Annotated in this window: 18 protein-coding genes and 1 pseudogene; 10 read left to right on the top strand and 9 right to left on the bottom strand. The window is 60.2% G+C overall.

What is annotated here, in order from left to right; all coding sequences use genetic code 11:
* Positions 1-9: 9 nt before the first annotated feature.
* Together mtnN and yihA are read left to right on the top strand one after the other, a co-directional pair.
* Entirely contained in the window at positions 10-750 is a 741-nt protein-coding gene (gene mtnN / locus DW661_RS00235) for a 5'-methylthioadenosine/S-adenosylhomocysteine nucleosidase (RefSeq protein ID WP_118387268.1), read from the top strand.
* A gap of 38 nt (positions 751-788) precedes the next feature.
* A complete protein-coding gene (yihA, locus tag DW661_RS00230) occupies positions 789-1,379 on the top strand; it encodes a ribosome biogenesis GTP-binding protein YihA/YsxC (RefSeq protein WP_118206629.1) in 591 nt (196 codons plus the stop codon).
* 257 nt (positions 1,380-1,636) lie between these two features.
* On the opposite strand, the gene thrB is transcribed toward yihA, so the two are convergent.
* Positions 1,637-2,518 carry a homoserine kinase gene (gene thrB, locus DW661_RS00225; RefSeq protein ID WP_118934076.1) on the bottom strand — a complete coding sequence of 294 codons (882 nt, stop codon included), beginning with the start codon at positions 2,516-2,518 and terminating at the stop codon, positions 1,637-1,639.
* 205 nt (positions 2,519-2,723) lie between these two features.
* A complete protein-coding gene (gene thrC, locus DW661_RS00220) occupies positions 2,724-4,241 on the bottom strand; it encodes a threonine synthase (protein WP_118934074.1) in 1,518 nt (505 codons plus the stop codon).
* Positions 4,242-4,344: 103 nt separating this feature from the next.
* Here thrC and DW661_RS00215 point away from each other — a divergent pair, with 103 nt between their 5' ends.
* From DW661_RS00215 to DW661_RS00195, 5 genes are all read left to right on the top strand, one after another.
* On the top strand, positions 4,345-5,733 hold the full coding sequence (locus tag DW661_RS00215) for an aspartate kinase (protein WP_118405160.1): 1,389 nt from the start codon (positions 4,345-4,347) through the stop codon (positions 5,731-5,733).
* Positions 5,734-5,906: 173 nt separating this feature from the next.
* Positions 5,907-6,932, top strand: coding sequence for an aspartate-semialdehyde dehydrogenase (locus DW661_RS00210; RefSeq protein WP_089572346.1), 1,026 nt, complete (start codon positions 5,907-5,909; stop codon positions 6,930-6,932).
* Positions 6,933-7,578: 646 nt separating this feature from the next.
* Positions 7,579-8,154 carry a methylated-DNA--[protein]-cysteine S-methyltransferase gene (locus DW661_RS00205; RefSeq protein WP_233505710.1) on the top strand — a complete coding sequence of 192 codons (576 nt, stop codon included), beginning with the start codon at positions 7,579-7,581 and terminating at the stop codon, positions 8,152-8,154.
* A 196-nt stretch (positions 8,155-8,350) separates the two neighbouring features.
* Positions 8,351-8,851 (top strand): cell wall metabolism sensor histidine kinase WalK, encoded by a 501-nt coding sequence (locus DW661_RS00200; protein WP_117637629.1) that lies wholly within the window; start codon positions 8,351-8,353, stop codon positions 8,849-8,851.
* 148 nt (positions 8,852-8,999) lie between these two features.
* Positions 9,000-9,674 (top strand): TIGR00266 family protein, encoded by a 675-nt coding sequence (locus tag DW661_RS00195; protein WP_117629922.1) that lies wholly within the window; start codon positions 9,000-9,002, stop codon positions 9,672-9,674.
* 162 nt (positions 9,675-9,836) lie between these two features.
* On the opposite strand, the pseudogene DW661_RS10465 reads toward DW661_RS00195, so the two are convergent.
* A pseudogene (locus DW661_RS10465) lies at positions 9,837-9,977 on the bottom strand (hypothetical protein); the annotation flags it as partial.
* Positions 9,978-10,086: 109 nt separating this feature from the next.
* Between DW661_RS10465 and DW661_RS00185 the strand changes: the two are divergent.
* Together DW661_RS00185 and DW661_RS00180 are read left to right on the top strand one after the other, a co-directional pair.
* Complete coding sequence (locus DW661_RS00185; protein WP_117774146.1) at positions 10,087-10,788, top strand: ABC transporter ATP-binding protein; 702 nt, start codon at positions 10,087-10,089, stop codon at positions 10,786-10,788.
* A 5-nt stretch (positions 10,789-10,793) separates the two neighbouring features.
* Positions 10,794-13,559, top strand: a complete 2,766-nt coding sequence (locus DW661_RS00180) for an FtsX-like permease family protein (protein WP_233508859.1) — start codon at positions 10,794-10,796, stop codon at positions 13,557-13,559.
* Positions 13,560-13,675: 116 nt separating this feature from the next.
* Here the strand turns inward: DW661_RS00180 and DW661_RS00175 are convergent, their stop codons facing one another.
* The 4 genes from DW661_RS00175 to DW661_RS00160 form a co-directional block, all read right to left on the bottom strand.
* Positions 13,676-13,996 (bottom strand): multidrug transporter, encoded by a 321-nt coding sequence (locus DW661_RS00175; RefSeq protein WP_117635687.1) that lies wholly within the window; start codon positions 13,994-13,996, stop codon positions 13,676-13,678.
* Positions 13,997-14,440: 444 nt separating this feature from the next.
* The gene (locus tag DW661_RS00170; RefSeq protein ID WP_117637632.1) at positions 14,441-15,379 is read right to left on the bottom strand and encodes a helix-turn-helix domain-containing protein; all 939 of its coding nucleotides are present in this window, start codon (positions 15,377-15,379) and stop codon (positions 14,441-14,443) included.
* 393 nt (positions 15,380-15,772) lie between these two features.
* The gene (locus DW661_RS00165) at positions 15,773-16,852 is read right to left on the bottom strand and encodes a 6-phosphofructokinase (RefSeq protein ID WP_117716958.1); all 1,080 of its coding nucleotides are present in this window, start codon (positions 16,850-16,852) and stop codon (positions 15,773-15,775) included.
* Positions 16,853-16,992: 140 nt separating this feature from the next.
* Positions 16,993-18,078: a linear amide C-N hydrolase gene (locus tag DW661_RS00160; RefSeq protein WP_117716959.1), complete on the bottom strand. Its 1,086-nt coding sequence runs from the start codon at positions 18,076-18,078 to the stop codon at positions 16,993-16,995.
* A gap of 161 nt (positions 18,079-18,239) precedes the next feature.
* On the opposite strand from DW661_RS00160, the gene DW661_RS00155 reads away from it, so the two are divergent.
* Positions 18,240-19,625, top strand: a complete 1,386-nt coding sequence (locus tag DW661_RS00155) for a M18 family aminopeptidase (protein WP_187364998.1) — start codon at positions 18,240-18,242, stop codon at positions 19,623-19,625.
* Between the two features lie 448 nt (positions 19,626-20,073).
* Here DW661_RS00155 and DW661_RS00150 read toward each other — a convergent pair whose 3' ends face one another.
* Both DW661_RS00150 and map read right to left on the bottom strand, forming a co-directional pair.
* Positions 20,074-21,009 carry a D-2-hydroxyacid dehydrogenase gene (locus DW661_RS00150; RefSeq protein ID WP_118934072.1) on the bottom strand — a complete coding sequence of 312 codons (936 nt, stop codon included), beginning with the start codon at positions 21,007-21,009 and terminating at the stop codon, positions 20,074-20,076.
* 133 nt (positions 21,010-21,142) lie between these two features.
* The gene (map, locus tag DW661_RS00145) at positions 21,143-22,030 is read right to left on the bottom strand and encodes a type I methionyl aminopeptidase (protein ID WP_117584149.1); all 888 of its coding nucleotides are present in this window, start codon (positions 22,028-22,030) and stop codon (positions 21,143-21,145) included.
* Between the last annotated feature and the right edge of the window lie 97 nt (positions 22,031-22,127).

The following is a 22,127-nucleotide window of genomic DNA, read 5'->3' as shown; positions in this document are numbered from 1 at the left end:
GGGAATGGTATGGCTACCATCGCGATTATCGGTGCGCTCGAAAAAGAGATCATGCAGATTAAGGAAGAGCTGAGCGACGTTTGCGAGGCACGGGAGGCAGGCTTGACCGTTGTGAGCGGCGAGCTCGATGGCCTGACAGTTGTCGCCACAACGGCGGGCATGGGCACGGTGAACGCCGCCGCTGCAACACAGCACCTCATTAGCAAGTATGCTCCGCAGGCTGTTGTGTTTTCGGGCATTGCGGGCGGTTTGAACCCCAAGCTCCATATCGACGACGTGGTCATTGGCAAACGCCTGCGCTATCTGGATACCGATACCGCGCTTATCGCCGAGTCCGCACCGGGGCTTGAGGAGTTTGGTTCGACGCCCGCGCTGGTCGATATTGCCGTCGACGTGCTTGCTGAGCGTGGGTTCGTTGACGCTTCGACAAATGCAGTCGCTTCGAACGAGGGCACCAAACAGTTCTTGGTCGGCACGATTGCCACGGGTAACCGCTTTGTGACGGGCGCCGCCATGCGTAGCGACGCTATCGAAGCGACACATGCCGATTGTGTCGGCATGGAGGGCGCGGCGATTGCTCATGTCGCAACCAAAAATGGTGTCGATTGCCTGGTGTTGCGCGCTATCAGCGATAATTGTGACGAGGCGTACGATGCAATTTGCGACCGAGAGTTCGATCTGTTCGAGTACGCGCGTGTCGCAAGTAACATCACGCTCGATATCGTCCGCCGCATTGCCGCCGCGCAATAGCGCGCTCTTTTGTAAGAACCTACGACCAAGGAGTGTCCATGGCCGATTCCATTAACTACCAGCTTGCCAAGTTCGTCGCCAGCTACGGCAAGGTTTCGCAGATTCCCGAGTCCACCTGCCCCGAAGTGAGCTTTGTCGGCCGCTCCAATGTGGGCAAGTCGTCGATTATGAACAAGCTCTTTGGCCGCAAGAACCTGGTCAAGGTTTCGAGCACACCGGGCAAGACAAGCAACATCAATTTCTTCGAGGCCGATGACGTGCACTTCGTCGACCTGCCGGGCTATGGTTTCGCCCGTCGTTCTAAGGCCGAGCGTGACCGCTGGGCCGAGCTTATCGGCGACTTCTTCGACTCCGAGCGCAGCTTTAACTTGGTCGTCTCGCTGGTGGACATTCGTCACGACCCCAGCAAGCTCGACCACGACATGATCGACTACCTACAGGGCAACGAGTTCAACTTTATCGTCTGCCTCACCAAAGCCGACAAGCTCAGCCGCACCCAGCAGGCCCGCCAGGCAGCAGTCATCAAAAAGCAGCTCAACGTCCCTGCCGAAAACGTAATCATCACAAGCTCCCAAACCGGTGTGGGCATCGACGAACTCAAAAAGCGCATCGCCGAAGCCTGCCTCTAGTAAGGGTCCCATCCCAGTAAGGGCCCCACCAATAAAAAGCCAAACCATCAGCCCGGCGCCCCTTCAAAGCGTGGGTTCCTATAGACATCGTCGACCACGTTGCTGTAGGGCCGCCCAAGGGTATCCCCTTAAAAACATTCCGCAGCACGAGGCCCGCTTATCCGTAGCTCCGAAGGAGCAGGAGAAGCGGGCCTCAAGTGCGAGGACGTTTTTAAGGGGATACCCTTGGGCGGCCCGAAAGGATTAACCAGCGATGTCTACAGGTACTCGATTTGAGCGCCCTCGGTGTCGCACGTCAGAATATGCGTATCACACTTAGGGAACTGCTCGCGCAGCTTGACCTGCAAGAACTTTGCCACGATGGTGTCGTCGGTCACAGCCATGAGGGTCGAGCCCGAACCACTGATCCAGATGGTCTTGGCGCCGCCGTTAAGGCAGGTGTCGCGCACGGCGTTGTAGTCGGGAATCAGGCGACGGCGATACGGCTCTTGGATGCGGTCGTCATTGGCGGCGGCAATCAGATCCAGGTCGCCGGTCTCCAGGCCGCGCGTCATGCCGGCGATGCGGCCCATTTGCCATACGACGGTGGGGAGCGGAATCTCCTGCGGCACGACCTTGCGCGCCTCGCTCGTATGCACCTCGTAGGGCGGAATCACGGTAATAAAACGCAAGCGATCGCTCACCTCGTAGCGCAGGCACTGGGGGAGCGAACCGGTCGGCGTAAAAGAGCAGACTGCGCCGCCCAGGATGGCGGGGGCGACGTTGTCGGGATGTCCCTCGACCTCGGTGGCGGTGCGGACGAGCTCGGCGCGGTCGACGGTGTGGCCCGTCAGCGCGGCGGCTGCCATGATGCCAGCGACGACGCAGGTGGAGCTGGAGCCCAGGCCGCGAGCGACGGGTACATCGGTCTGAATGTCGATGGCAACGGGAAAAGCCGGCTCGCCCCATGCGGCCAGCGCATCCACAAAGCTCACGTAGACTAGGTTGTTCTCGTTTTGGAACTCCTCGGGGCAACCCGTGATGGTGAGCTTGTCGGCGCGCTCAAAGGTGAAGTGTGAGTAGAGGCTGACGGCCATGCCGAGGGTGTCGTAGCCAATGCCCAAGTTGGCGCTGGTTGCTGGGACGGTGATCTTGATCATGTGAGTCCTCCTGGCGTGCCTGGCTGTTTAGTTCGCTGCTCGGGCAGTCCTGCGCAAGACGGAAAGCACATTAAGTGCTTTCCTTTGCGTGCGGAACTCGCGACGAACTAAACAGCCAGGCACGCTGTGCGCGTTCGTCATCATCCCGGGGGTTATCTGATAAAAGAAGGTGCGCCGGCTTTCGCCGGCGCCTTATAAGGGGTTTTTAGTTGGTAGTCATCTTTTTTGCTGCAGACTCGACGTAACTGTCCATCTCATCGACGTCGCAGACGTCTTCGAAGCGGACGGGTTTGGATTCGAGTTCGGCGAGCTGGGTCGGGGCGACCGTGTTGGTTGCCTGCTCGAGCACGCGCATGGCCTCAAAGTCGTCCTCGGGAACGTTGAGCCCCAGGGCGTCGCAGCAGGCGCGCGGGAACTTGTAGGGGCTGGCGGTCGAAAGCAGCACGCGGGCCTTGGCGCCCTCGGCGGGAGCGACCTGCTCAAAGACGTGATAGCCGCAAGCGGTGTGCGGGTCAATCACGTAGCCGTTCGCGTCCCAGCAGCTCTTGATGGCAGCGCGGACCTCGTCCTCGCTGGCCCAACTGCAGCCAAAGACGCTCTGGATCTTGGCCAGCAGCTCGGCGGGAACTTCATAGCGACCAGTCTGTGCCAGCTGCTCCATAAGGCCGGCAACAAGCTCGCAGTCGCCATCGGACAGGAAGTACAGCATGCGCTCCAGGTTGGAGCTGATGAGGATGTCCATCGACGGCGAGATGGTCGTGTAGAACGGGCGGTTACGGTCGTAAACGCCGGTGGTCAGGAAGTCGGCCAGCACGTTGTTCTTGTCGCTCGCCACGACGAGCTTGGCGACGGGCAGACCCATGCGCTTGGCGTAGTAGCCGGCCAAGATATCGCCAAAGTTGCCGGTGGGCACGCAGAACTCTACGGCGTCGCCAGCCTCGATAGCGCCGGCGCGCAGCAGCTGCGCATAGGCGGCAAAGTAGTAGACGACCTGCGGCACCAGGCGGCCGACATTGATGGAGTTGGCACTCGAAAGCACGGTGCCAGCGGCCTCCAGGCGCTCGGCAAGCTCCTTATCGGCAAAGATGCGCTTGACGGCGCTCTGGGCGTCGTCAAAGTTGCCGCGGATGCCGCAGACGGCGACGTTGTCGCCCTCCTGCGTGGACATCTGCAGGTTCTGGACGCGGCTGACCTTGCCCTCGGGATAAAAGACGGTGATGCCCGTGCCCGGGGCGTCGGCAAAGCCGGCGAGTGCGGCCTTGCCGGTGTCGCCCGACGTGGCGGTGACGATCATGATGCGCTCGGCGCCGCCGTCCTTGGCGGAGGTGCGGGCCATGAGGCGGGGGAGCATCTGCAGGGCGACGTCCTTAAAGGCGCTTGTGGGGCCGCCAAAGAGTTCCATCACATAGGTCTGAGGGGCATCGGCGCCCGGTGCGGCGTCGAGTTTGACGAGCGGCGTGACCTCTTCGCTCGCAAACGTGCTGCGGTAAGCCTCGTCGACACACGCCGAAATTTCTTCGGCCGTGTAATCATTCAGTAACATTCCCAACACATCTTGAGCGATTTCAAAGTACGATTTATCTGCAAGCGAGCTGATATCGACCTGCTGGGTGCCGAGCTCGTCCGAGACAAACAAACCCCCGTCGGGAGCGATGCCGGTACGGATTGCCACCTTACTTGAGCACGATAAAGTGCGTCCTCGTGTACTATGATAAGTTCCCATATAACACTGCTCCTCGGATGCCTTGGTCCCAATCGGTGAACCCATGGTATCAGAGCGCGCAAAACAGGTTTGCAGAGGCTTTTAGAAAGGTAACCTCCACGCCATGATAAAAATTGCCAAGTTTGGCGGCTCGTCGGTCGCCGACGCCGAACACTTTAAGAAGATCAAGGCCATCGTCGATGCCGACCCGGCCCGCCGTTTTGTGGTGGTTTCTGCCTGCGGTCGCCGCTTTAAGGGCGACACCAAGGTGACCGACCTGCTCTACCTGGTTAACGCGCACGTTAAGTACCACGTGTCGTGCGAGGAGCTGCTCGAGGACATTGGGCAGCGCTATTTTGATATCGCTGACGAGCTGGAGCTCACCTATCCCATCCGCGAGGAGTTCGCGGCCTTTGCCGAGCGTGCCCGCTCGGGTGGCTACTCCACCGAGGAGCTCGTGAGCCGTGGCGAGTACTTCACCGCTCGCCTGATGGCCGAGTACCTGGGCCTGCCGTTCCTGGACGCCGCGACGGTCGTTGCGTTCCATCACGACGGTACGCTCAGCATGAACCGCACCTCCGAGCTGGTGCAGGAGTACGGTCAGCAGGGTGGCTTTGTCATGCCCGGTTTCTACGGCGCGACGCGTGAGGGCCAGATCAAGCTGCTCGACCGTGGTGGCGGCGATATTTCCGGCTCGATTCTGGCCAAGTGCCTGGGCGCCGACCTTTACGAGAACTGGACCGACGTCTCGGGCTTCTACTCTGCCGACCCGCGCATCGTACCCGAGGCTCAGCCCATTGCGCGCGTTACCTACGAGGAGCTGCGCGAGCTTTCGTACATGGGTGCAAGCGTCCTGCACGAGGAGGCCGTGTTCCCCGTGCGCGAGGCCGGTATTCCGCTAGTCATCAAGAACACCAATGCGCCGCAGGACCCCGGCACCATCATTAGCGAGACGGCCGACGAGGGCGAGGCGGAGCCCATCATTACCGGCGTGACCGGCAAGCGCGGCTTTGTCGCCATCAACGTGGCCCGCGACCGCACCAAGCCCCGTGTCGGCTTTATGCGCCGCGCGCTTTCGGTCTTCGAGCGCTATGACGTCTCCGTCGAGCACATGCCCACCGGTGTCGACCGCTTTGGCGCCGTGGTGCAGGAGCAGGACGTGCACGATTCGCTGTACTCGCTCGTGGGCGACATTCAGCAGGAGGTCGAGCCGCTCGAGATCGAGGTTGTCGAGGGCCTGGCGCTTATCGCTACCGTTGGCCGCAACCTGCGCGGTCGCGCCGGCATCTCTGGCCACCTGTTTGGCATGCTTGGCCAGGCGGGCGTGAGCGTGCGTATGATTTCGCAGAGCTGCGACGAGATCAACATCATCATCGGCGTGGAGGAGAAGGACTTCGATCTGGCGATCCAGACCATTTACCGTGCCTTCTCCGATGAAAACGGCATTGTGAAGGTCTCCGACCTGGAGGCTCCCGCGCCGGCCGATCCCGCCCCGGCCGCGCTCCACAAGTAGCTGCTATCCCAGTAGATTTTTGGGACTTGCCTCAAAAACTACGGCGGGGCGTTTCGTTTCGGTTTCGTTTCGACGGGGCGGGTTTCGTGCCCGCCCTGTTCTTGTATACACTGGCAACAATAATCGGCCTGCTCGGCGTGCGGGCAAAAGCCACAGCCTTTAAAGGGGGAAGCATGAAACAGTACACGGTTGCTATTTTGGGCGCGACGGGAGCCGTGGGCACCCAGATGCTCGAGTGCCTCAACGAGCAGGAGTTTCCGGTCGGCAAGCTCAAGCTGCTAGCGAGCGCGCGCTCTGCGGGCAAGACCGTCGAGTTCCGCGGCGAGCAGGTTGTGATTGAGGAGGCTTGCCCCGAGGCCTTTGAGGGCTGCGACATCGTGCTCGGCGCCGCCGGCGACGATATTGCGAAGGAGCTACTGCCCGAGGCCGTCAAGCGCGGCGCCGTCGTGGTCGACAACAGCCACGCCTTCCGCATGGATCCCGAGGTGCCGCTGGTCGTGCCCGAGATCAATGCTGACGACATCAAGTGGCATCACGGCCTTATCGCCAATCCCAACTGCGCGACCATCATCGGCCTGGTTCCCACGTGGCCGCTGCACCAGCTTGCTGGCGTGAAGCGTATGATCGTGTCCACGTATCAGGCAGCTTCGGGCGCTGGCGCTCCCGGTATGGCCGAGCTCGAGGCTCAGCTTGCCGCCCTGGGCCGTGGCGAGGAGATTCCCGAGCCGCGCGCGTTTGCCGCCCAGCTGGCGAGCAACCTGATTCCGCAGATCGGCGGTGTCAAGGAGGAAGGCTTTACCTCCGAGGAGATGAAGCTGCAAAACGAGGGCCGCAAGATCATGCATCTGCCCGAGCTGCGCGTGAACTGCACCTGCGTGCGCGTGCCCGTGCTGCGTTCGCACTCCGAGAGCATTACGCTCGAGTTTGAGCGCGACATTACGGTTGAGGAGGCCCGTGCTGCGCTGGCTGCCGCTCCGGGCGTGAAGCTGGTTGACGACATGAGCGCCGAGGATGCGCATGATCGCTTCCCCATGCCGATGGATACGTCCGACCAGGACCTGATCTGGGTCGGTCGTGTGCGTCGCGACATCTCGAACCCCGAGGCCGCGCGTGGCATCACCTTCTGGTGCTGCGGCGACCAAATCCGTAAGGGCGCGGCAACCAACGCCGTCCAGATCGCTAAGCTGCTCTGCGAGTAGCGGTGGACCTGTCCGGCGGGGGCCGGGCTTAGTTTTCAGAACGTCCTCGACCATGTGTGGCGCCTTGTCCTGCTCCTTCGGAGCCGCGGACAAGGCGCCACACTGGTCTGCGGAGTGTTCTGAAAACTAAGCCCGGCCCCCGCCTGCGGTGACGCTGCTGCGAGTGGCCTGCGATGGGGTCGTTGTTGGTTGGGGCCGCTGGGCTGATGTGGGGGCACGTGGTTGTTGCGGGCCCTGGTCCCGGCGGCGGCCTCGGCGCTTCGCGCCTGCTGCCTGGGGTGACTTTGGGCTTGGTGCGAATTGAGGTCTAATACTTTTCCCGTGAAGTGAACGACCTTATTTGGACCCCCGAAGCATTGGCATTTTTTGATTGCTATGTCCTGCGGTTTTGCAGCGCGAATCCTGCGGTTTTGCGGTCTAAAGGTGTGGATGCTCCGGGACTTCGTTTTTACTCGTTCACTTCTCGGGAAAAGTATTAGAGCTCAGCTGGCGGGGGTACCGCCCTGGCGTCGAAGCCCCGCGTCTTCTTCGCTTGATTGGGAAAAACAGCCTCGCTGAAGTAATTGCGAGCCCGCCCGGACGTATCTGCGGGGGTTGTCTGCACAGTTCGCGGTATTATGTTGCGGAGTTTTGAAAGGAGCCGCTGGTGGTCACGACGACGTTTGCTTCGCCTTTGGGCGAAATCCTGCTTGCCGCTGATGGCCGCGGTCTGACGGGGCTTTGGTTTGAGGGGCAGGAGCACTTTGGCTCCACGCTTCTCCGTGAAGACTCCGAACATGTTGAAGGCGTCGATGCGGTTTCCGGTACTGGTGGCATGTCGTCGGTGAGTCCGGCAAATGGTGCGGCCTCTTCGGTGCTTGAGCGTTCCTGGGCTTGGCTGAATGCTTATTTTGCAGGGCAGGAACCTCGGTTTACGCCGCCGTTGCATATGATCGGCACGGCGTTTCAGCGTGAGGTTTGGTTTGAGCTGCTTTCGATCCCGCGTGGCGAGGTCGCTACGTATGGCGAGATCGCCCAGCGTGTTGCCGCTCGACATCGTGTACCGGGAAATGAAGCGCCCGTTGTATCTCCTCGCGCGGTGGGGGCTGCGGTCGCTCGCAACCCTATTTCGATTATCGTGCCGTGCCATCGCGTGGTCGCGGCCGACGGATCGCTCAACGGATACGCCGGTGGACTGGATCGCAAGGAGTGGCTGCTGCGCCTCGAGGGTGCCTATCTATAAGCTGCAGGCGGCCGCAACGCCCATGCGGCAAGCGCGCTCGCTGTACGGGCGTTGTTTGCAGGGCGAGATGTGAAGCCGCCCGTTCCTTAAGTCCGACTAAGCTATAACCTTGCTTTTTTAAATATGCTCATCGACCTGCTAAGGCAGCACTAAGGCGAGTGCGGGTGCGCTATTATCGGCGCTCACGGAGCGCTTGGTGTTCTTGGCACGCATGGACGAGGGCTCGGCGGGCTTTACCATGGCGTCGATCGATCTTTCGGAGGCGGTGAACAAGGCGGCGGCGCCGTTTAAGTCGGTGGCGGTCTCAGGCGGTAAACGCCTGTCGACGTCGATTGCGACCGGCGTGCGGACCCATGCCGATGCCGCGGCGGTGGCGCAGGTGGTTGAGTTGCTACTGGACAACGCCACGCGCTATGCGAGCGAGGGCAGCGTGATTGAGCTGAGCCTGTGCGCCGTTTCGCACGGCAAAGGCAAGGGCGCCGCCGAGCTTGTCGTATCGAACGCCGTGGACGAGCTGCCCGAGGGCGACCTGGACCGATTGTTCGATCGCTTCTATCGTGCGGATGCGTCGCGCAGCTCCAAGACGGGTGGCTCGGGCGTGGGCCTGTCCGTGGTGCGTGCCATCGCCGAGGCCCATGGAGGCGCCGCCACCGTATCCGGTCACGGCAACCAGATCACCTTCACCGTTTGCCTTTAAAACCTGCCAAAAAGGAACAGGTTTATTTTGGCAGGTTTTATCTGGGGAAACGTCCGCAGGAGAGGGCATGGGCGGTGTGAACATATGCATCTCTACCTGCTAAAATATAGGCATCGTTATTCGGCTCCTGAGTGGAAAGGAGACGGTCATGCAGTACGAGATCGGCGGAGGGGCTTTCCCGGTTGTTACGTGCAACCTTAGCGATGGCGAATCCATGATCACCGAAAGCGGCGCCATGGCTTGGATGACCCCCAACATGGAAATGTCTACCTCGGGCGGTGGCATCGGCAAGATGTTCTCCAAGGCTTTTTCGGGTGAGGCATTGTTCCAAAACATTTGGACCGCGCGTGGCGATGGCATGATCGCGTTTGGCTCCTGCTTCCCCGGCCGCATCGTGCCAATCGAGATCGGTCCGGGCAAGAGCTGGATTTTGCAGAAGCGTTCGTTCCTTGCCGCGGAAAGTGGCGTCGAGTTGAGCATTCACTTTAACAAGAAGGCAAAGGCCGGCGTCTTTGGCGGCGAGGGCTTTATCATGCAGAAGCTCACGGGCTCGGGTGTTGCTTTTGCCGAGATCGACGGCGACCTGGTTGAGTACGAGCTCGCTGCTGGCCAGCAGATGATTGTGGATACCGGCAACGTGGCCGGCTTTGAGGAGACCGTGAGCATTGACGCTCAAATGGTCAAGGGCGTCAAAAACATCATGTTTGGTGGCGAGGGCGTGTTCAACACCGTGCTCACCGGTCCCGGTCGCATCTGGTTGCAGACGATGCCCATTTCCAATCTTGCGGCAGCAGTGGCCTCGATGACCAACAACAATAACTAGTCCGCATAGGATAGCGCGCGGCGGGCTTACCCTGTCGCGCGCTTTTTTGCTGGCAAACGCCTCGCTTATAGAGTGTGGCTGCGCTGCTACAGCGAGCGTCGTCATCTCGTCACCCTGATAGCTTGCGGCAAGCGTGGCAATGAGGAGTGAGAATTTGAGTGCTCAGTCCCAAGGCATAATGGCGGCCATGCCAACAAGCAAAAACGAGTTGCCGGTGTCACGGAAAGGCAGGCGTCGGTCGATTCCACGTGAGACGGCTGTGCCGATCTGCACGGCCGCCCCTGCGCGTCCCGCGCTGCCCCCAAAGAGGTACGTTTCCCCATATAAAACCTGCCAAAATAAACCTGTCTCTTTTTGATAGGTGCGAAATGGGTAATACTAAAGAGTTATCCGACCAGATGGGAACCGATCGATGGCCTATATCGAATTTAAAGACGTCATCAAAGCATACGGCGAGGGCGATGCCCGCATTCACGCGCTCGACGGCGCGAGCTTTACCGTTGAGCGTGGCGAGCTTGCCATTATCCTGGGCGCTTCGGGCGCCGGTAAAACCACGGCGCTCAACATTCTGGGTGGCATGGATACGGCGACTTCCGGCACCGTGACGGTGGACGGGCGCGATGTGAGCTCCGCTAACGAGGCGCAGCTCGTGGAATACCGCCGCGCCGACGTCGGCTTTGTCTTCCAGTTCTACAATCTGGTCCCCAACCTGACGGCGCTCGAAAACGTCGAGCTCGCGGCGCAAATCTGCCCCGATTCACTCGATGCCGAGCAAACGCTTTGCCAGGTTGGCCTGGGCGAGCGCCTCGCCAACTTCCCCGCGCAGCTATCGGGCGGCGAGCAGCAGCGCGTGTCCATTGCCCGCGCGCTGGCCAAGAACCCCAAGCTGCTTTTGTGCGACGAGCCCACGGGTGCACTCGACTACAAAACCGGCAAGCAGATTTTGCAGTTGCTGCAGGACACCTGCCGCAAGCAGGGCATCACGGTCATTATCATCACCCATAACTCCGCGCTGGCGCCCATGGCCGATCGCCTGATCCGCTTTAAGAGCGGCCGCGTGGAGAGCGAGACGGTCCAGCAAAATCCCGTGTCTATCGAGACAATCGAGTGGTAGCGCCCATGGACCAGGACCGCCAAAACAGCCAAAACCACGATACGGAGCACGCGGGCCGCGACCGGGAGTTCGCGACCTACCGTACCGCCCAAAGCTCAAACGATATGGTGCCGACGGTATTTCGCCGTGGCATCTACCGCACAATCCGCGGCAGTCTTAAGCGCTTCCTATCTATCGTGGTCATCACCGCGCTCGGCGTGAGCGTGATGTGCGGCCTCAAGGCGGGTTGCGAGGATCTGTGCGATTCGGTCGACGCCTACTTCGACCAGCAAAATGTCTATGACATTAACGTGCAGTCGACCTATGGCCTGACTGACGATGATCTCGACGCCATCCAAGAGGTCGATGGCGTCGAAACGGCCGAGGGCATCTACGCCGAGACCGCCTACACCGCCGTGGGCACAACGCGCGAGCGCGTGGTCGTGCAAAGTCTCTCCAAGGAGAACATCGATCAGCCGGTGCTCGTGAACGGCGATTTGCCCGAGAGCGCCGATGAAGTCGCGGTGACTTCGAAGTTCCTGAAGGCTTCGGGCAAAAAGCTCGGCGATACGGTGAGTTTTGCCGCCAATGACGCGAGCTCGTCGAACCAAAGCGCCAAGGATCAGTTTGCCGCGGGCGATTACACCATTACGGCCGAGGTCCTCGATCCCACTGATGTGAGCTCCGACTCGACAGTCAACGCCTTTCGCGCTGCTTCGGCGGCGGACTATAAGTTCTATGTGAGCGAGGACGCCGCGACGTCGTCGTCCTATTCCGCAGTCCACGTAGTCGTCGAAGGAGCCAAGAGCCTCAACTCCTATTCGGATGCCTACGCGGCAAAGATCAACAAGGTCAAGGGCAATATAGAGAAGATCCGCGAGGAGCGTGAGAAGGCGCGCGCTCAGGAGCTGACAGTCGACACGCCGGCAAGCTTGGATGCGGCCGAGCGCCAGGCGAATATGCTCTTTGGGATTGAGCAGGACAACATCAATCGCATGGCCCAGGGCAGCGAGGAACGCGTCCAGGCTCAGGCCGACCTGGATCAGCGCCGCGCCGCCGCCGACCAGCAGTTTGCCGATGCCCGCGCCGAGCTTTCCGATTTGGGTGAATGCACGTGGTACATCCAGGACCGCGACAATATCGCAAGCTACTCAAGCGTGGAGAGCGATAGCTCGTCAATTGAGGCTATTGCGACGGTGTTCCCGTTCATCTTCTTTATCGTCGCCGTGCTCATCAGCCTCACCACCGCCACGCGTATGGTCGAGGAGGAGCGCACGCTCATTGGCCTGTACAAGGCGCTCGGCTACTCGCGCGAGCGCATCCTGTCCAAATACGTGGACTATGCGCTGTGGGCGTGCCTGATTGGCGGCGTGCTCGGCAATATCATCGGCTTTGTGGGCCTGCCGCTGTTCCTGTTTACGGTGTTCGACGACATGTACTCGCTGCCCCAGATGCTGCTTTCGTACGACATCGTGTCCTCGATCGTCTCGGTGGCGCTGTTTGCCGTGGGCGTGGTGGGCGCCACAATTATCGCCTGCCGCCACGAGATGGCCGAGACCCCGGCCTCGCTCATGCGCCCCAAGGCCCCGCGCGCCGGCTCGCGCATCCTACTTGAGCGCATCGGCTTTATCTGGCGCCGCATGGGCTTTTTGAACAAGGTGGCTGCGCGCAACCTGTTCCGTTACAAAAAGCGTGCCTTTATGACCATCTTTGGCATCGCGGGTTGCACCGCGCTTGTGATCTGCGGTATGGGTATTCGCGATACGTCGGTGGCGCTTTCGCCCAAACAGTACGGGCATATCACGCGTTATGACTTGCTGGCGGTCGCCAACCCCGATGACTTTACGCAGACGTGCGCGGCGTTGGATGAGCGCAGCGCGGCCAATGATTCCAACGTGACCGTGACTTCGACGCTGCCGATTATGACCGACAACGTCACCTTTACGTTTGGCGGCAAGAGCGAGACCGTGCAGCTGATCGTGGTGCCCGATGACCGCACGAACGACCTGGACGACTATGTGCGCCTCGAGGACGAGTCCAAAGAGCCGCTGTCTTTGCGTGACGGAGACGTGTATCTGAGTAAGAGTTCACAGCTGGTGCTGGGGATTCAGCCGGGCGATACGGCATACGTCCAGGATTCGTCGCTCAATGTTGCCAAGGTCAAAGTCAGTGACATTTCGCTTAACTATCTTGGCAACACGCTTTACATGACGCAGGGCACCTATGAGCGCGCGTTCGGTCGAAGCGCACGCCTCAACGGCGTCTTTGTGCTGCTTAAGGGCTCGTCGGCCGACCAGATTGCGTTTAGCAAGAAGCTTAAGAGCGACGGTTGGCTCACCATCTCGAGCACGGCCGAACATTGGCAGAACTACGAGGCGAACTTTGCGATCATCAATTCGGTCGTGGTGCTCGTGACTTTTATGGCGGCATGCCTGTCGTTTGTGGTGGTGTTTACGCTGTCCAACACGAATATCTCCGAGCGCGAACGCGAGCTGGCGACCATCAAGGTGCTGGGCTTCCGCCGTGGCGAGGTGCACCATTACGTCAACAAGGAGACGTTGATCCTCACGGCAATTGGCGCCGCGCTGGGCGTGCCACTGGGCGGCTTGCTGGCCGAGAGTTTTACGTACATTTTGCAGATGCCGTCGCTGTACTTTGACGTCGAAGTCGAGCCGCTAAGCTACGTGCTCGCCGTGGTGCTTTCCTTTGGCTTTACGTTTATCGTCAACCTAGCCACCAATCGTACCCTCAACAAGATCGACATGGTCGGCGCCCTCAAGAGCGCCGAGTGACCTGCCAAAAAGGGACAGGTTTATTTTGGCAGGTTTTATCTGCGCAAACGCCGGACAACCATTAGGTGGCCCGGCGTTTGCCCCGTTTTGCTGGGGATGTCTGTCGTTCAGTGCTCTTACTGGCCAATCCAGTGTTGCGCATAGCTCTTAATGTCCTCGGTAAAACCGTCAAGATCGTCAAGGGTGATCACGCTGTCGATAAGCAAATTGGCTATCTCGCGGTGCATTGTGCTGCGGCGAATGTCGTTTGCAATTACGCCTGAGGACAGCTTGTCTCTATTGAGGCGCTCTTCTAGTGCCCAAAATCTACTGGACGCTTCACTGTCGCCGTTCAGTATCTCAACATACTGGCCGATGAGCTTTTCCATATAACGTTCTTGCCATTGAGGAAGCATTTTCTTAAACAGCTTCCAGTCGCTTTCGGCTACGTCGCGCATATGTCCTCCGCTCGTTAAACGGGCTTTTCCATTTGCCTTTCATTCTATTTGGTTTTCGCTCACAGGCGTGGATGAAGGGCTTTCTCCAGCCTTCGAGATTGGGCTTGAATGGGTCGTATGCCGCAAAACGGGCCTATCTACTACGTTTGCTACCACACCCTCGACCATGACAAAGATTATGAAATTAAAACCGCAGGTAGAGGGCTTGCAAATATTCGGAAAAGGCGGGTATGGTCGGCCCTCTCGAGTTAAACGTAGTAAATAGGCCCTTTTCTTGGCGCGTGGTCAGCTCAATGCTAATCTCCGTGCCGGAACTGACCCAGTTGTTTGTAGGTTGCGGTGATATACGGACTGTTTGGCGCTTTGGAGCTTCAAAACAGTCCCTATCTCACCGCAACTTAGGAGAAGGGCGGGGGTGGTTGGGTGCTGGTGGGTCGGAGCGTGTTAGGCCTGTTGGCGGTGCTTCCATTGTTTGAGGCACCAGCGCATGAGCGCTTTGATGACGGGAATCGTGATGAGGATGATCCATGCAGGATGGGGCTGTCCCAAACAGAGCCACATGTAGAGGAACCAAGCGATGGCGGCTGCCGGGTAGATGACCTCGATCAGCTTAGATAAGTGGCGTTGGTCGATAAAGTCGCCAAGCGCGTAATAGACGGGAATCAGAAAGACGAGGAAGAGTCCCGTAGCCCATGTGCCGTAGACAATGCCGAGCACCAGATAGGCGAGGGCGACAAGCACAGGGAAGGGGAATTTGTTCCATGCACGTCCGACCTTGGTGTGGAAATGCTTGCCGTGATGGTCGAGCTTGTCGTGTGCTTCCTTCCAGCTGGAAAACGTCTCGCCGTCGATGGTGACGGTGCCGTCGTCATTGGTATGCACACTATGTCCATCGTCCTCAAGCGTATCGATATGCAATCCGCCTGGCCCCACATGGACCTCTTCACCCTTGCGCTCGTTAGCCACATGGATGCCATTCCAGCCAACATGAACCTCTTCGCCTTTGTTGGGGTCAATAACGTGGATGCCGCGCGCGAGGGAAATATCGACAAGTGGCTTATCGCTGCAATCAGCGTGTTCAGTAGAAGCCTCAGCCTCCTCAGCCTTATCTGAAGCTTTGGTGCCGGCGTTGCTGTTCTGCGCCTCATCATCAGCCTGCGAGTCGTCAGTGCTATCCACCGCCTCCCCATACAGCAGCTCATCCAGCGACACGCCATACAGCGCGGCGAGCGCAATAAGGTTATCGGTATCGGGAGAGGATTCGCTGCGCTCCCATTTACTGACAGCCTGACGACTCACACCCAGCTGGGCGGCAAGCGCCTCCTGAGAAAGCCCAGCAGCCTTGCGGCGATCGACGAGCCGCTGTGCCATCGCAAGATCCATGACAGTTCCTTTCATGTGGTGACCGTAATCGAATGAGCCGAGTATGCCGAGAACAACCGGTAGCGACCACCATTTCTAGTTAGAATCTGCCCCAACCCTACCGCAACTACCGGTAGCAACCCCTAACGACCAGCCATTTCAGGACAAATGTCAGTGCTACTCTCAGCTAAGAGCCTGCAACATCCCAAAATCTCAGCCCACGCACTTGCAGCAAGAAGACGAATAGCCTCGGCCTCCCTAGTTACCGCAGGAGGCCCCAGGGCTTTCCTCCCAAATCTTTCCGCAGGACGGAAGGACCCCGCCGCGCGAAGCGCGCAGCGGGGTCCTGACATGTCCGAGGACGATTTGGGAGGAAAGCCCTAGGGCCTCCGATGAGAGCAGTTCCAGCCGAGGCTATTCGTCGCCGAAGCTGATGCCCAGCGCTTTGGCCTCGCGCACCAGGTCGCTCTGGGGGTCGACAAACTTGAGCTTGCCGGCGACCTCCTCGAGCGGCATGTGGCACATCTTGCCGTCACGCAGGGCAATCATGTAGCCAAACTCGCCGCGTAGGCACCCCAGTGCCGCCTCGACGCCGCACTGGGTCGCAAAGATGCGGTCCTGGGCGTCGGGTTGGCCGCCGCGCTGCGTGTGGCCGGGGATGGCGACGCGGGTCTCGCGACCAGTCTTGGCCTCGATCTCCTTGGCGATGTCGTAGACGATCGACGGACTCGTGCGCTCGGCGAGCTTTTTCTTGTACTCCTTCTTGGGCAGCGCTGCGTCCTCCTTGGAGATAGCGCCCTCGGCGACGGCCACGATGGTAAAGCGGCTGCCGGTCTCCATGCGATGCTCGATGGTCTTGATGACGTTGTCCATGTCGTAGGGGATCTCGGGAATCAAGATGACGTCCGCGCCGCCCGCGACGCCGGCATACAGCGGAATCCAACCGACCTTGTGGCCCATGATCTCGATGACAAACACGCGGCCGTGACTCGAGGCAGTGGTGTGGATGTCGTCGATGCACTTGGTGGCGACGTCGATGGCGCTCGTAAAGCCAAACGTCAACTCGGTGCCCCAGGTGTCGTTATCGATGGTCTTGGGCAGGGCGATAACGTTGAGGCCTTCTTCGCGCAGGCGGTTGGCGGTCTTGGTGGATCCGTTGCCGCCCAGCATAAACAGGCAGTCGAGCTGCAGTTTATGATAGGTGTGGACCATTGCGGGCACCTTCTCGACGCCGTCGGCCTCGGGAATGTCCAGGCGCTTGAACGGCGTGCGGCTCGTGCCCAGGATGGTGCCGCCGCGGGTGAGGATGCCGCTAAAGTCTGCCGGCGTCATCACGCGAAAACGGCTGTAGATGAGGCCCTGGTAGCCGTCCTCAAAACCATAGATCTCGATAGGCTCTTCGCTATTGGTCATGAGCGTTTTGACGATGCCGCGCATGGTGGCATTGAGCGCCTGGCAGTCGCCGCCACTGGTAAGAAGACCGATCCTGAGCATGATGAATCCTTCCGGGCAAGTTATAACATGCGCATAAGTTTACCCCCGCACACTGTTGATGCGGAGGTAAAACGTGTTAGCTCAAATGTATAGAAATGTAAGCAACGTCAGGCGAGCGTAAGGACGACGGTGCCAGCTCCTTACAGCGCGAAGGCGTCGACGTCGCCCCAGTGGCGGCGCAGCGTGATGGCGGCAGCGGGCTCGGTATTGTCAAAGACGACCGACCACTGCGTGTTGCTGGTGATGTCTTCCGGATTGGGCTCTTGCGCCGCAGCGCGCAGGGCCTTCCAAGCGACTGCCTCGTCTTGGGCACCGACATGGGCGTCGAGGACATCGGCGATGGCGATGGCGCGTTCCTTGCCATGGCCCAGTTCGCCGTTCTTTTGGTTGGGTAGCACTTCGGCACCATAGCAGGCGTAGAAGTTCGTAACCTGGCGCACGGGCGTCGCCTTGCATGCGCGGTCGGGGTCGCGCGGATCCCACTCCACCACCCGCGCGTCACCGGCGGCGTCGTTGATAAAGAAGTGGTAATCGCGTCCTGCCATGGCGTGCATGTCGTAGGCAGAAAGCAGGTCGACGGCCTCCTGCGTGGTAGCCGCGCGGTCGAGCACCAGGCGGATGGCGAGCGAAGTGTTGATGACGGGGCGCTGCGTGTCCTGGTCACAGGGTTTGGAATCCAGGGTGAGTACGGCAATGGACACGCCACATTCGTTAACACCATCGAGCTGGGCAAACGAGCCCATGAGTGCGGCGGCGCGTCCGGCGACGGAGTCAAGCGGAGTGTTATCGCCCAGGTTATTGAGGGCGGCAAACCCGATGGAGGCATAGCCGTCGCGCGGGTGATTGCGCACCAGCAGCGCTGAGGTGTCGTCCTTAAAGTCGTAATTGCGACCGGTGCGCACGCGGCCTTCGGCATCCACGGCGACAAAAGCGCTGCAGGCAAACTGGGGCGCCTGGACATGTGCCGGCACGCCGGGGAGCGCCTGCGCCACCACGGCATCGATGTAGGCCTGGTCGTCGCGCACGCCAGCGGCGATGATGCGATCAAGATCGTAGTCGTAGACGATGTCGATTACGTACAGGTCATAGCCATCCGCGTAGCCGGTCAAGCGTTTGAGCGACGCGGCGGACTTGATTTGCTTGTGATAAACGATACCGGTGGCAGCGGCAAGGCCGACGGCGACTCCCGCGGTACCGCAGGCGATGGCAATGTTACGTGGCTTCATGACGGCTCCTCTCGTCCTGTTGGTGCAATTGTCGCAAAAGGAGCGCGGGCATGATGACTCAACTTGGTGAGCGGCGCGGAACTAAGCATGGAATGAAGAGTGCGACGCTGGCGTGGCGGGGTATGCTGGAGGGGACCATCAACCCAGCGAAAGGGGAGAGCATGACGGATCAGGAAACGCCCGAGCGCGCGCACGTGACGGCCGACGATATCGAGGCTGCCAACGACCTTATCGACTTTATCGAGGCATGCCCCAGCATGTTCCATACGGCAGCGACCATTATGGCCGAGCTCGACGAGGCGGGCTTTACCTACCTGCCCGAGAATGCGGCGTGGGACATCGAGCCGGGCGGGCGTTATTACACGCAGCGCAACACCTCGAGCGTCGTTGCCTTTAAGGTGGGCGAGGACCTGGCCGCGACATGGGGCGAGGACGGCGTTGCCGGCGACTACCATTTTCAGCTCACGGCGTCGCACAGCGATTCGCCGACGTTTAAGGTCAAGGCCGTGCCCGAGCTCGACGGCGCGGGCGAGACGCTGCGCCTGAACACCGAGGCCTACGGCGGCATGATCGACTACACCTGGTTCGATCGTCCGCTGGCACTCGCGGGCCGCGTGTTGGTACGCGAGGGCGACCGTATCGAGAGTCGTCTGCTTGCCACCGAGCGCGAGGTCGCTATTATCCCGAGCCTTGCTATCCATATGAACCGCGGCGTTAACGAGGGCTTTGCTCCCAATCGCGCCGTCGACCTGTGCCCGCTCATCAGCGCCGGTGACCTTAAGCAGGGAGATTTTGACGCCCTGATCGCCGACGAACTGGACGTTGAGCCCGAGCAAATTTTGGGCCGCGATCTGTTCCTGGTCAATCGTCAGGATGCGCGCATTTGGGGCTGGGCCGACGAGTTTATCTCGACGCCCAAGCTCGACGACCTGGCCTGCGCCTACACCTCGCTGCAGGCATTTTTGGGTGCCGAGAACGCGCACGACGTTTCGGTCTTCTGCTGCTTTGATAATGAGGAGGTTGGCTCCGAGACCAAGCAGGGCGCCATGTCGACGTTCTTGGCCGATGCACTGCGCCGCATTAACGGCTCGCTGGGCTTTGACGACGAGTCGTACCACCGTGCGCTTGCCGCTTCGATGCTCGTGAGCTGCGACAACGCGCATGCCGTGCACCCCAACCACGCCGAGAAGTGCGACGCCCGCAACCAGGTTGTGCTCAACGGCGGCATCGTCATCAAGGAGGCCGCCAACCAGCACTACTGCACCGATGCCTTTAGTCGCGCGGTGTTCCAGGCCATCTGCGATGACGCCGACGTGCCCACGCAGGCCTTCGCAAACAAGAGCGATATGGCGGGTGGCTCCACGCTCGGCAACCTGTCGAACATGCAGGCGAGCATGCATGCCGTGGACGTGGGCCTGCCGCAGCTTGCCATGCACTCGAGCTACGAGACCGGCGGCGTGCGCGACGTGATGTACGCCATCCGCGCCCTCACCGCCTTCTACGAGCGCAACCTAACCATCAACGGCGCCGAAAGCGTGGAGCTCTAAAACCTATCAAGAAGGGACATGTTTAGGGATTCAGGTTCTGAGGTGCTGCCGACGCGTCCGCAATCGGATATATGCATAAACCGACCCGCCGATTGCATATTTCGGTGGGTCGGTCGCTTTCCGCCCACAGGTACCCCTGGGGGCGCCGTGCAAATTCCGGAATATTCAGCATCCGGGGCCCACAGGCGCAAGAACGGGCGCGCGAAACCGCGCCGAATGTCCCGATTTCGCACCCCCAACGCCCCGAGGACCGCTCATTTTCCACAGGTTGCTGCCCGCGGCGCCTGCCTTTCGCCCAGAATCCGGTATGCAGCCCCCTCGGGCACTGAATATTCCCAAAAATGCACGCCGAACCCCGCCCCAGGCACCCGCAGCAAGAAGACGGATAGCCCCGGCCTCCCCAGTCGCAGCGTCGGCTCATTACGCCGTTTGTAAAACGGCGTAATTCTTAGTGTTCGATCCAGCAGCGCAGGGTCTCGCCGGCCTGCAGGTGACGCAGATTCTCCGCGGCGATGTCGACGACGTTGTTGAGCGTGGCTGCCAGGTGGAACCAGCCGGAGACGTGCGGCGTGATGAGCATGTTGGGCGCATCCCACAGGGGGCTTGTCGCGGGCAGCGGTTCGGGGTCGGTGACGTCGACCGCGGCGCCGGCGAGATGTCCCGACTCCAGAACGGCAACCAAGTCATCGGTGACCACAAGGTCGCCGCGGCCGCCGTTGGCAAAGAAGGTACCTGGTTTCATCGCGGCAAAGAACTCGGCGTTCGCCAGACCGCGGGTCTCGGGCGTGCTCGGCATAAAGGATGCGACGATGTCGGCCTCTGCCAGGCGCTCAGGTAGGGCGTCCATGCCGTCCATGTCCTCAAACACAATGGGGTAGACGAGTGGATGGCGCTTGATGCCGCGGACGTGCGCGCCCATGCCGCGGCAGAGCGTGGCAAAGTGACCGCCGATATCGCCCGCGCCCAGCACCAGCACGTTGGCGTTTTTGAGCGAGGTAACTGGCCCCAAATCCTCCCAGCGATGTTCGCGCTGCAAGTCGTGATAGCCGGGCAGGCGCTTCATCATGGAAAGGACCATGGCAAACATGTGCTCGCTCACGGCCTGGCCGTAGGCGCCCACCGAGCAAGACAGTTTGGCGTCGGCTGGCACGGTGCCGGCGGCAAGGTAGTCGTCATAGCCGGCGGTCTGCAATTGCAGCAGCTGGAGATGCTCGCATGCCGTGAGCATGTCAGAGTCGATGTTGCCCAAGATCACGTCGGCGTTGGCGACTTGTTCGCGCGTGATAGCGTCGGCGCTCGTGTAGATAAAGTCCTCGCCCGGAGCGCTCGACTCAAGAATTGCGCGATGGTGGTCGTTGACGGGCAGCAAAACCAAGATGTTCACAAGTAGTCCTTTCCGCTTGACCCGCCAAAAAGGGACAGGTTTATTTTGGCGGGTTTTATCAGGCAAAACGCTATAAAAACGCCGGGCTTCGCGATGGTTAACATATCCATCGTGAAGCCCGGCGCATCCACGGCTACCAGCTCAGCAGCTCGTAGCCGTCCTCGGTCACCACGAGCTGTACCTCGCACTGGGCCGAATCGCTGCCGTCCTTGGTGCGCACGCACCAGCCGTCGCCCTTGCTGATCTTGATGTCGGGCGCTCCGGCGTTGACCATGGGCTCGATGGTAAAGACCATGCCCGGCACCATGATGGTGTCCACATCGGGCGCCTCGGTGGTAAAGCCCACAAACGGGTCCTCGTGGAACTCCTTACCGATGCCGTGTCCGCCGTACTCGCGCACCACGCTAAAGCCGGCGTCCTCGACGGTCTTTTGTACTGCCTCGGCCATAACGGAGAGCGGTAGCCATGGCTTGACGGCTGCCAGACCCGCCTCCACGCTGGCACGGGTGACGTCGACCAGGCGCTGGCGCTCGGCCGAGACCTCGCCGATGCAGAACATGCGGCTCGAATCACTAAAGTAACCGTCCAAGATCGTGGAGCAGTCTACGTTGATGATGTCGCCCTCGTGCAGCACGTCCGTATCGCAGGGAATGCCGTGGCAGACCACATCATTGATCGAGGTGCACACGCTCTTGGGGTAGCCCTCGTAGTTGAGGTCGGCCGGCGTGCCACCGTGCTCGACGGTGTAGTCGTAGATCATCTGGTCGATCTGGTTGGTGGTCATGCCTGCGGCGATATGCTCGCCCACATAATCGAGCACGCCCACGTTGATGGCTGCCGAGCGCTTGATGCCCTCGATATCGGCGGGAGTCTTGTAGAGCGTGCGAGGCAGAACCTCCCAGCCTTCTTCCCACAAGCGCTCGAGGCGCTCATCAAAGGCGCTATGGCATTTCTTGTATTTCTTGCCGCTGCCGCACCAGCAAGCGTCGTTGCGGCCGGGCACGGGTCCTTTGTCATACATGGCTAACTTCCTTTCATTCGCAGCTAGTATAGCCCACCCACGCGGCCATAAAAGTTGCGGTGATATAGTTCCGATTTAAGCGGTTTAACAGCACAAA

It is taken from the genome of Collinsella sp. AM24-1 (assembly GCF_003470325.1).
Taxonomy (GTDB): domain Bacteria; phylum Actinomycetota; class Coriobacteriia; order Coriobacteriales; family Coriobacteriaceae; genus Collinsella.
The sequence above is the reverse complement of the archived record's forward strand: the minus strand, read 5'-3'. Positions and strand labels throughout refer to the sequence as shown.

Excerpts from the sequence above, each read along its gene's own strand:
- thrB (WP_118934076.1), bottom strand. The coding sequence starts at position 2,518 with ATGATCAAGATCACCGTCCCAGCAACCAGCGCCAACTTGGGCATTGGC.
- mtnN (WP_118387268.1), top strand. The coding sequence starts at position 10 with ATGGCTACCATCGCGATTATCGGTGCGCTCGAAAAAGAGATCATGCAG.
- thrC (WP_118934074.1), bottom strand. The coding sequence starts at position 4,241 with ATGGGAACTTATCATAGTACACGAGGACGCACTTTATCGTGCTCAAGT.
- DW661_RS00195 (WP_117629922.1), top strand. The coding sequence starts at position 9,000 with ATGCAGTACGAGATCGGCGGAGGGGCTTTCCCGGTTGTTACGTGCAAC.
- DW661_RS00175 (WP_117635687.1), bottom strand. The coding sequence starts at position 13,996 with ATGCGCGACGTAGCCGAAAGCGACTGGAAGCTGTTTAAGAAAATGCTT.
- DW661_RS00155 (WP_187364998.1), top strand. The coding sequence starts at position 18,240 with ATGACGGATCAGGAAACGCCCGAGCGCGCGCACGTGACGGCCGACGAT.
- DW661_RS00170 (WP_117637632.1), bottom strand. The coding sequence starts at position 15,379 with ATGGATCTTGCGATGGCACAGCGGCTCGTCGATCGCCGCAAGGCTGCT.
- DW661_RS00160 (WP_117716959.1), bottom strand. The coding sequence starts at position 18,078 with ATGAAGCCACGTAACATTGCCATCGCCTGCGGTACCGCGGGAGTCGCC.
- yihA (WP_118206629.1), top strand. The coding sequence starts at position 789 with ATGGCCGATTCCATTAACTACCAGCTTGCCAAGTTCGTCGCCAGCTAC.
- DW661_RS00185 (WP_117774146.1), top strand. The coding sequence starts at position 10,087 with ATGGCCTATATCGAATTTAAAGACGTCATCAAAGCATACGGCGAGGGC.
- map (WP_117584149.1), bottom strand. The coding sequence starts at position 22,030 with ATGTATGACAAAGGACCCGTGCCCGGCCGCAACGACGCTTGCTGGTGC.
- DW661_RS00210 (WP_089572346.1), top strand. The coding sequence starts at position 5,907 with ATGAAACAGTACACGGTTGCTATTTTGGGCGCGACGGGAGCCGTGGGC.
- DW661_RS00215 (WP_118405160.1), top strand. The coding sequence starts at position 4,345 with ATGATAAAAATTGCCAAGTTTGGCGGCTCGTCGGTCGCCGACGCCGAA.
- DW661_RS00180 (WP_233508859.1), top strand. The coding sequence starts at position 10,794 with ATGGACCAGGACCGCCAAAACAGCCAAAACCACGATACGGAGCACGCG.
- DW661_RS00165 (WP_117716958.1), bottom strand. The coding sequence starts at position 16,852 with ATGCTCAGGATCGGTCTTCTTACCAGTGGCGGCGACTGCCAGGCGCTC.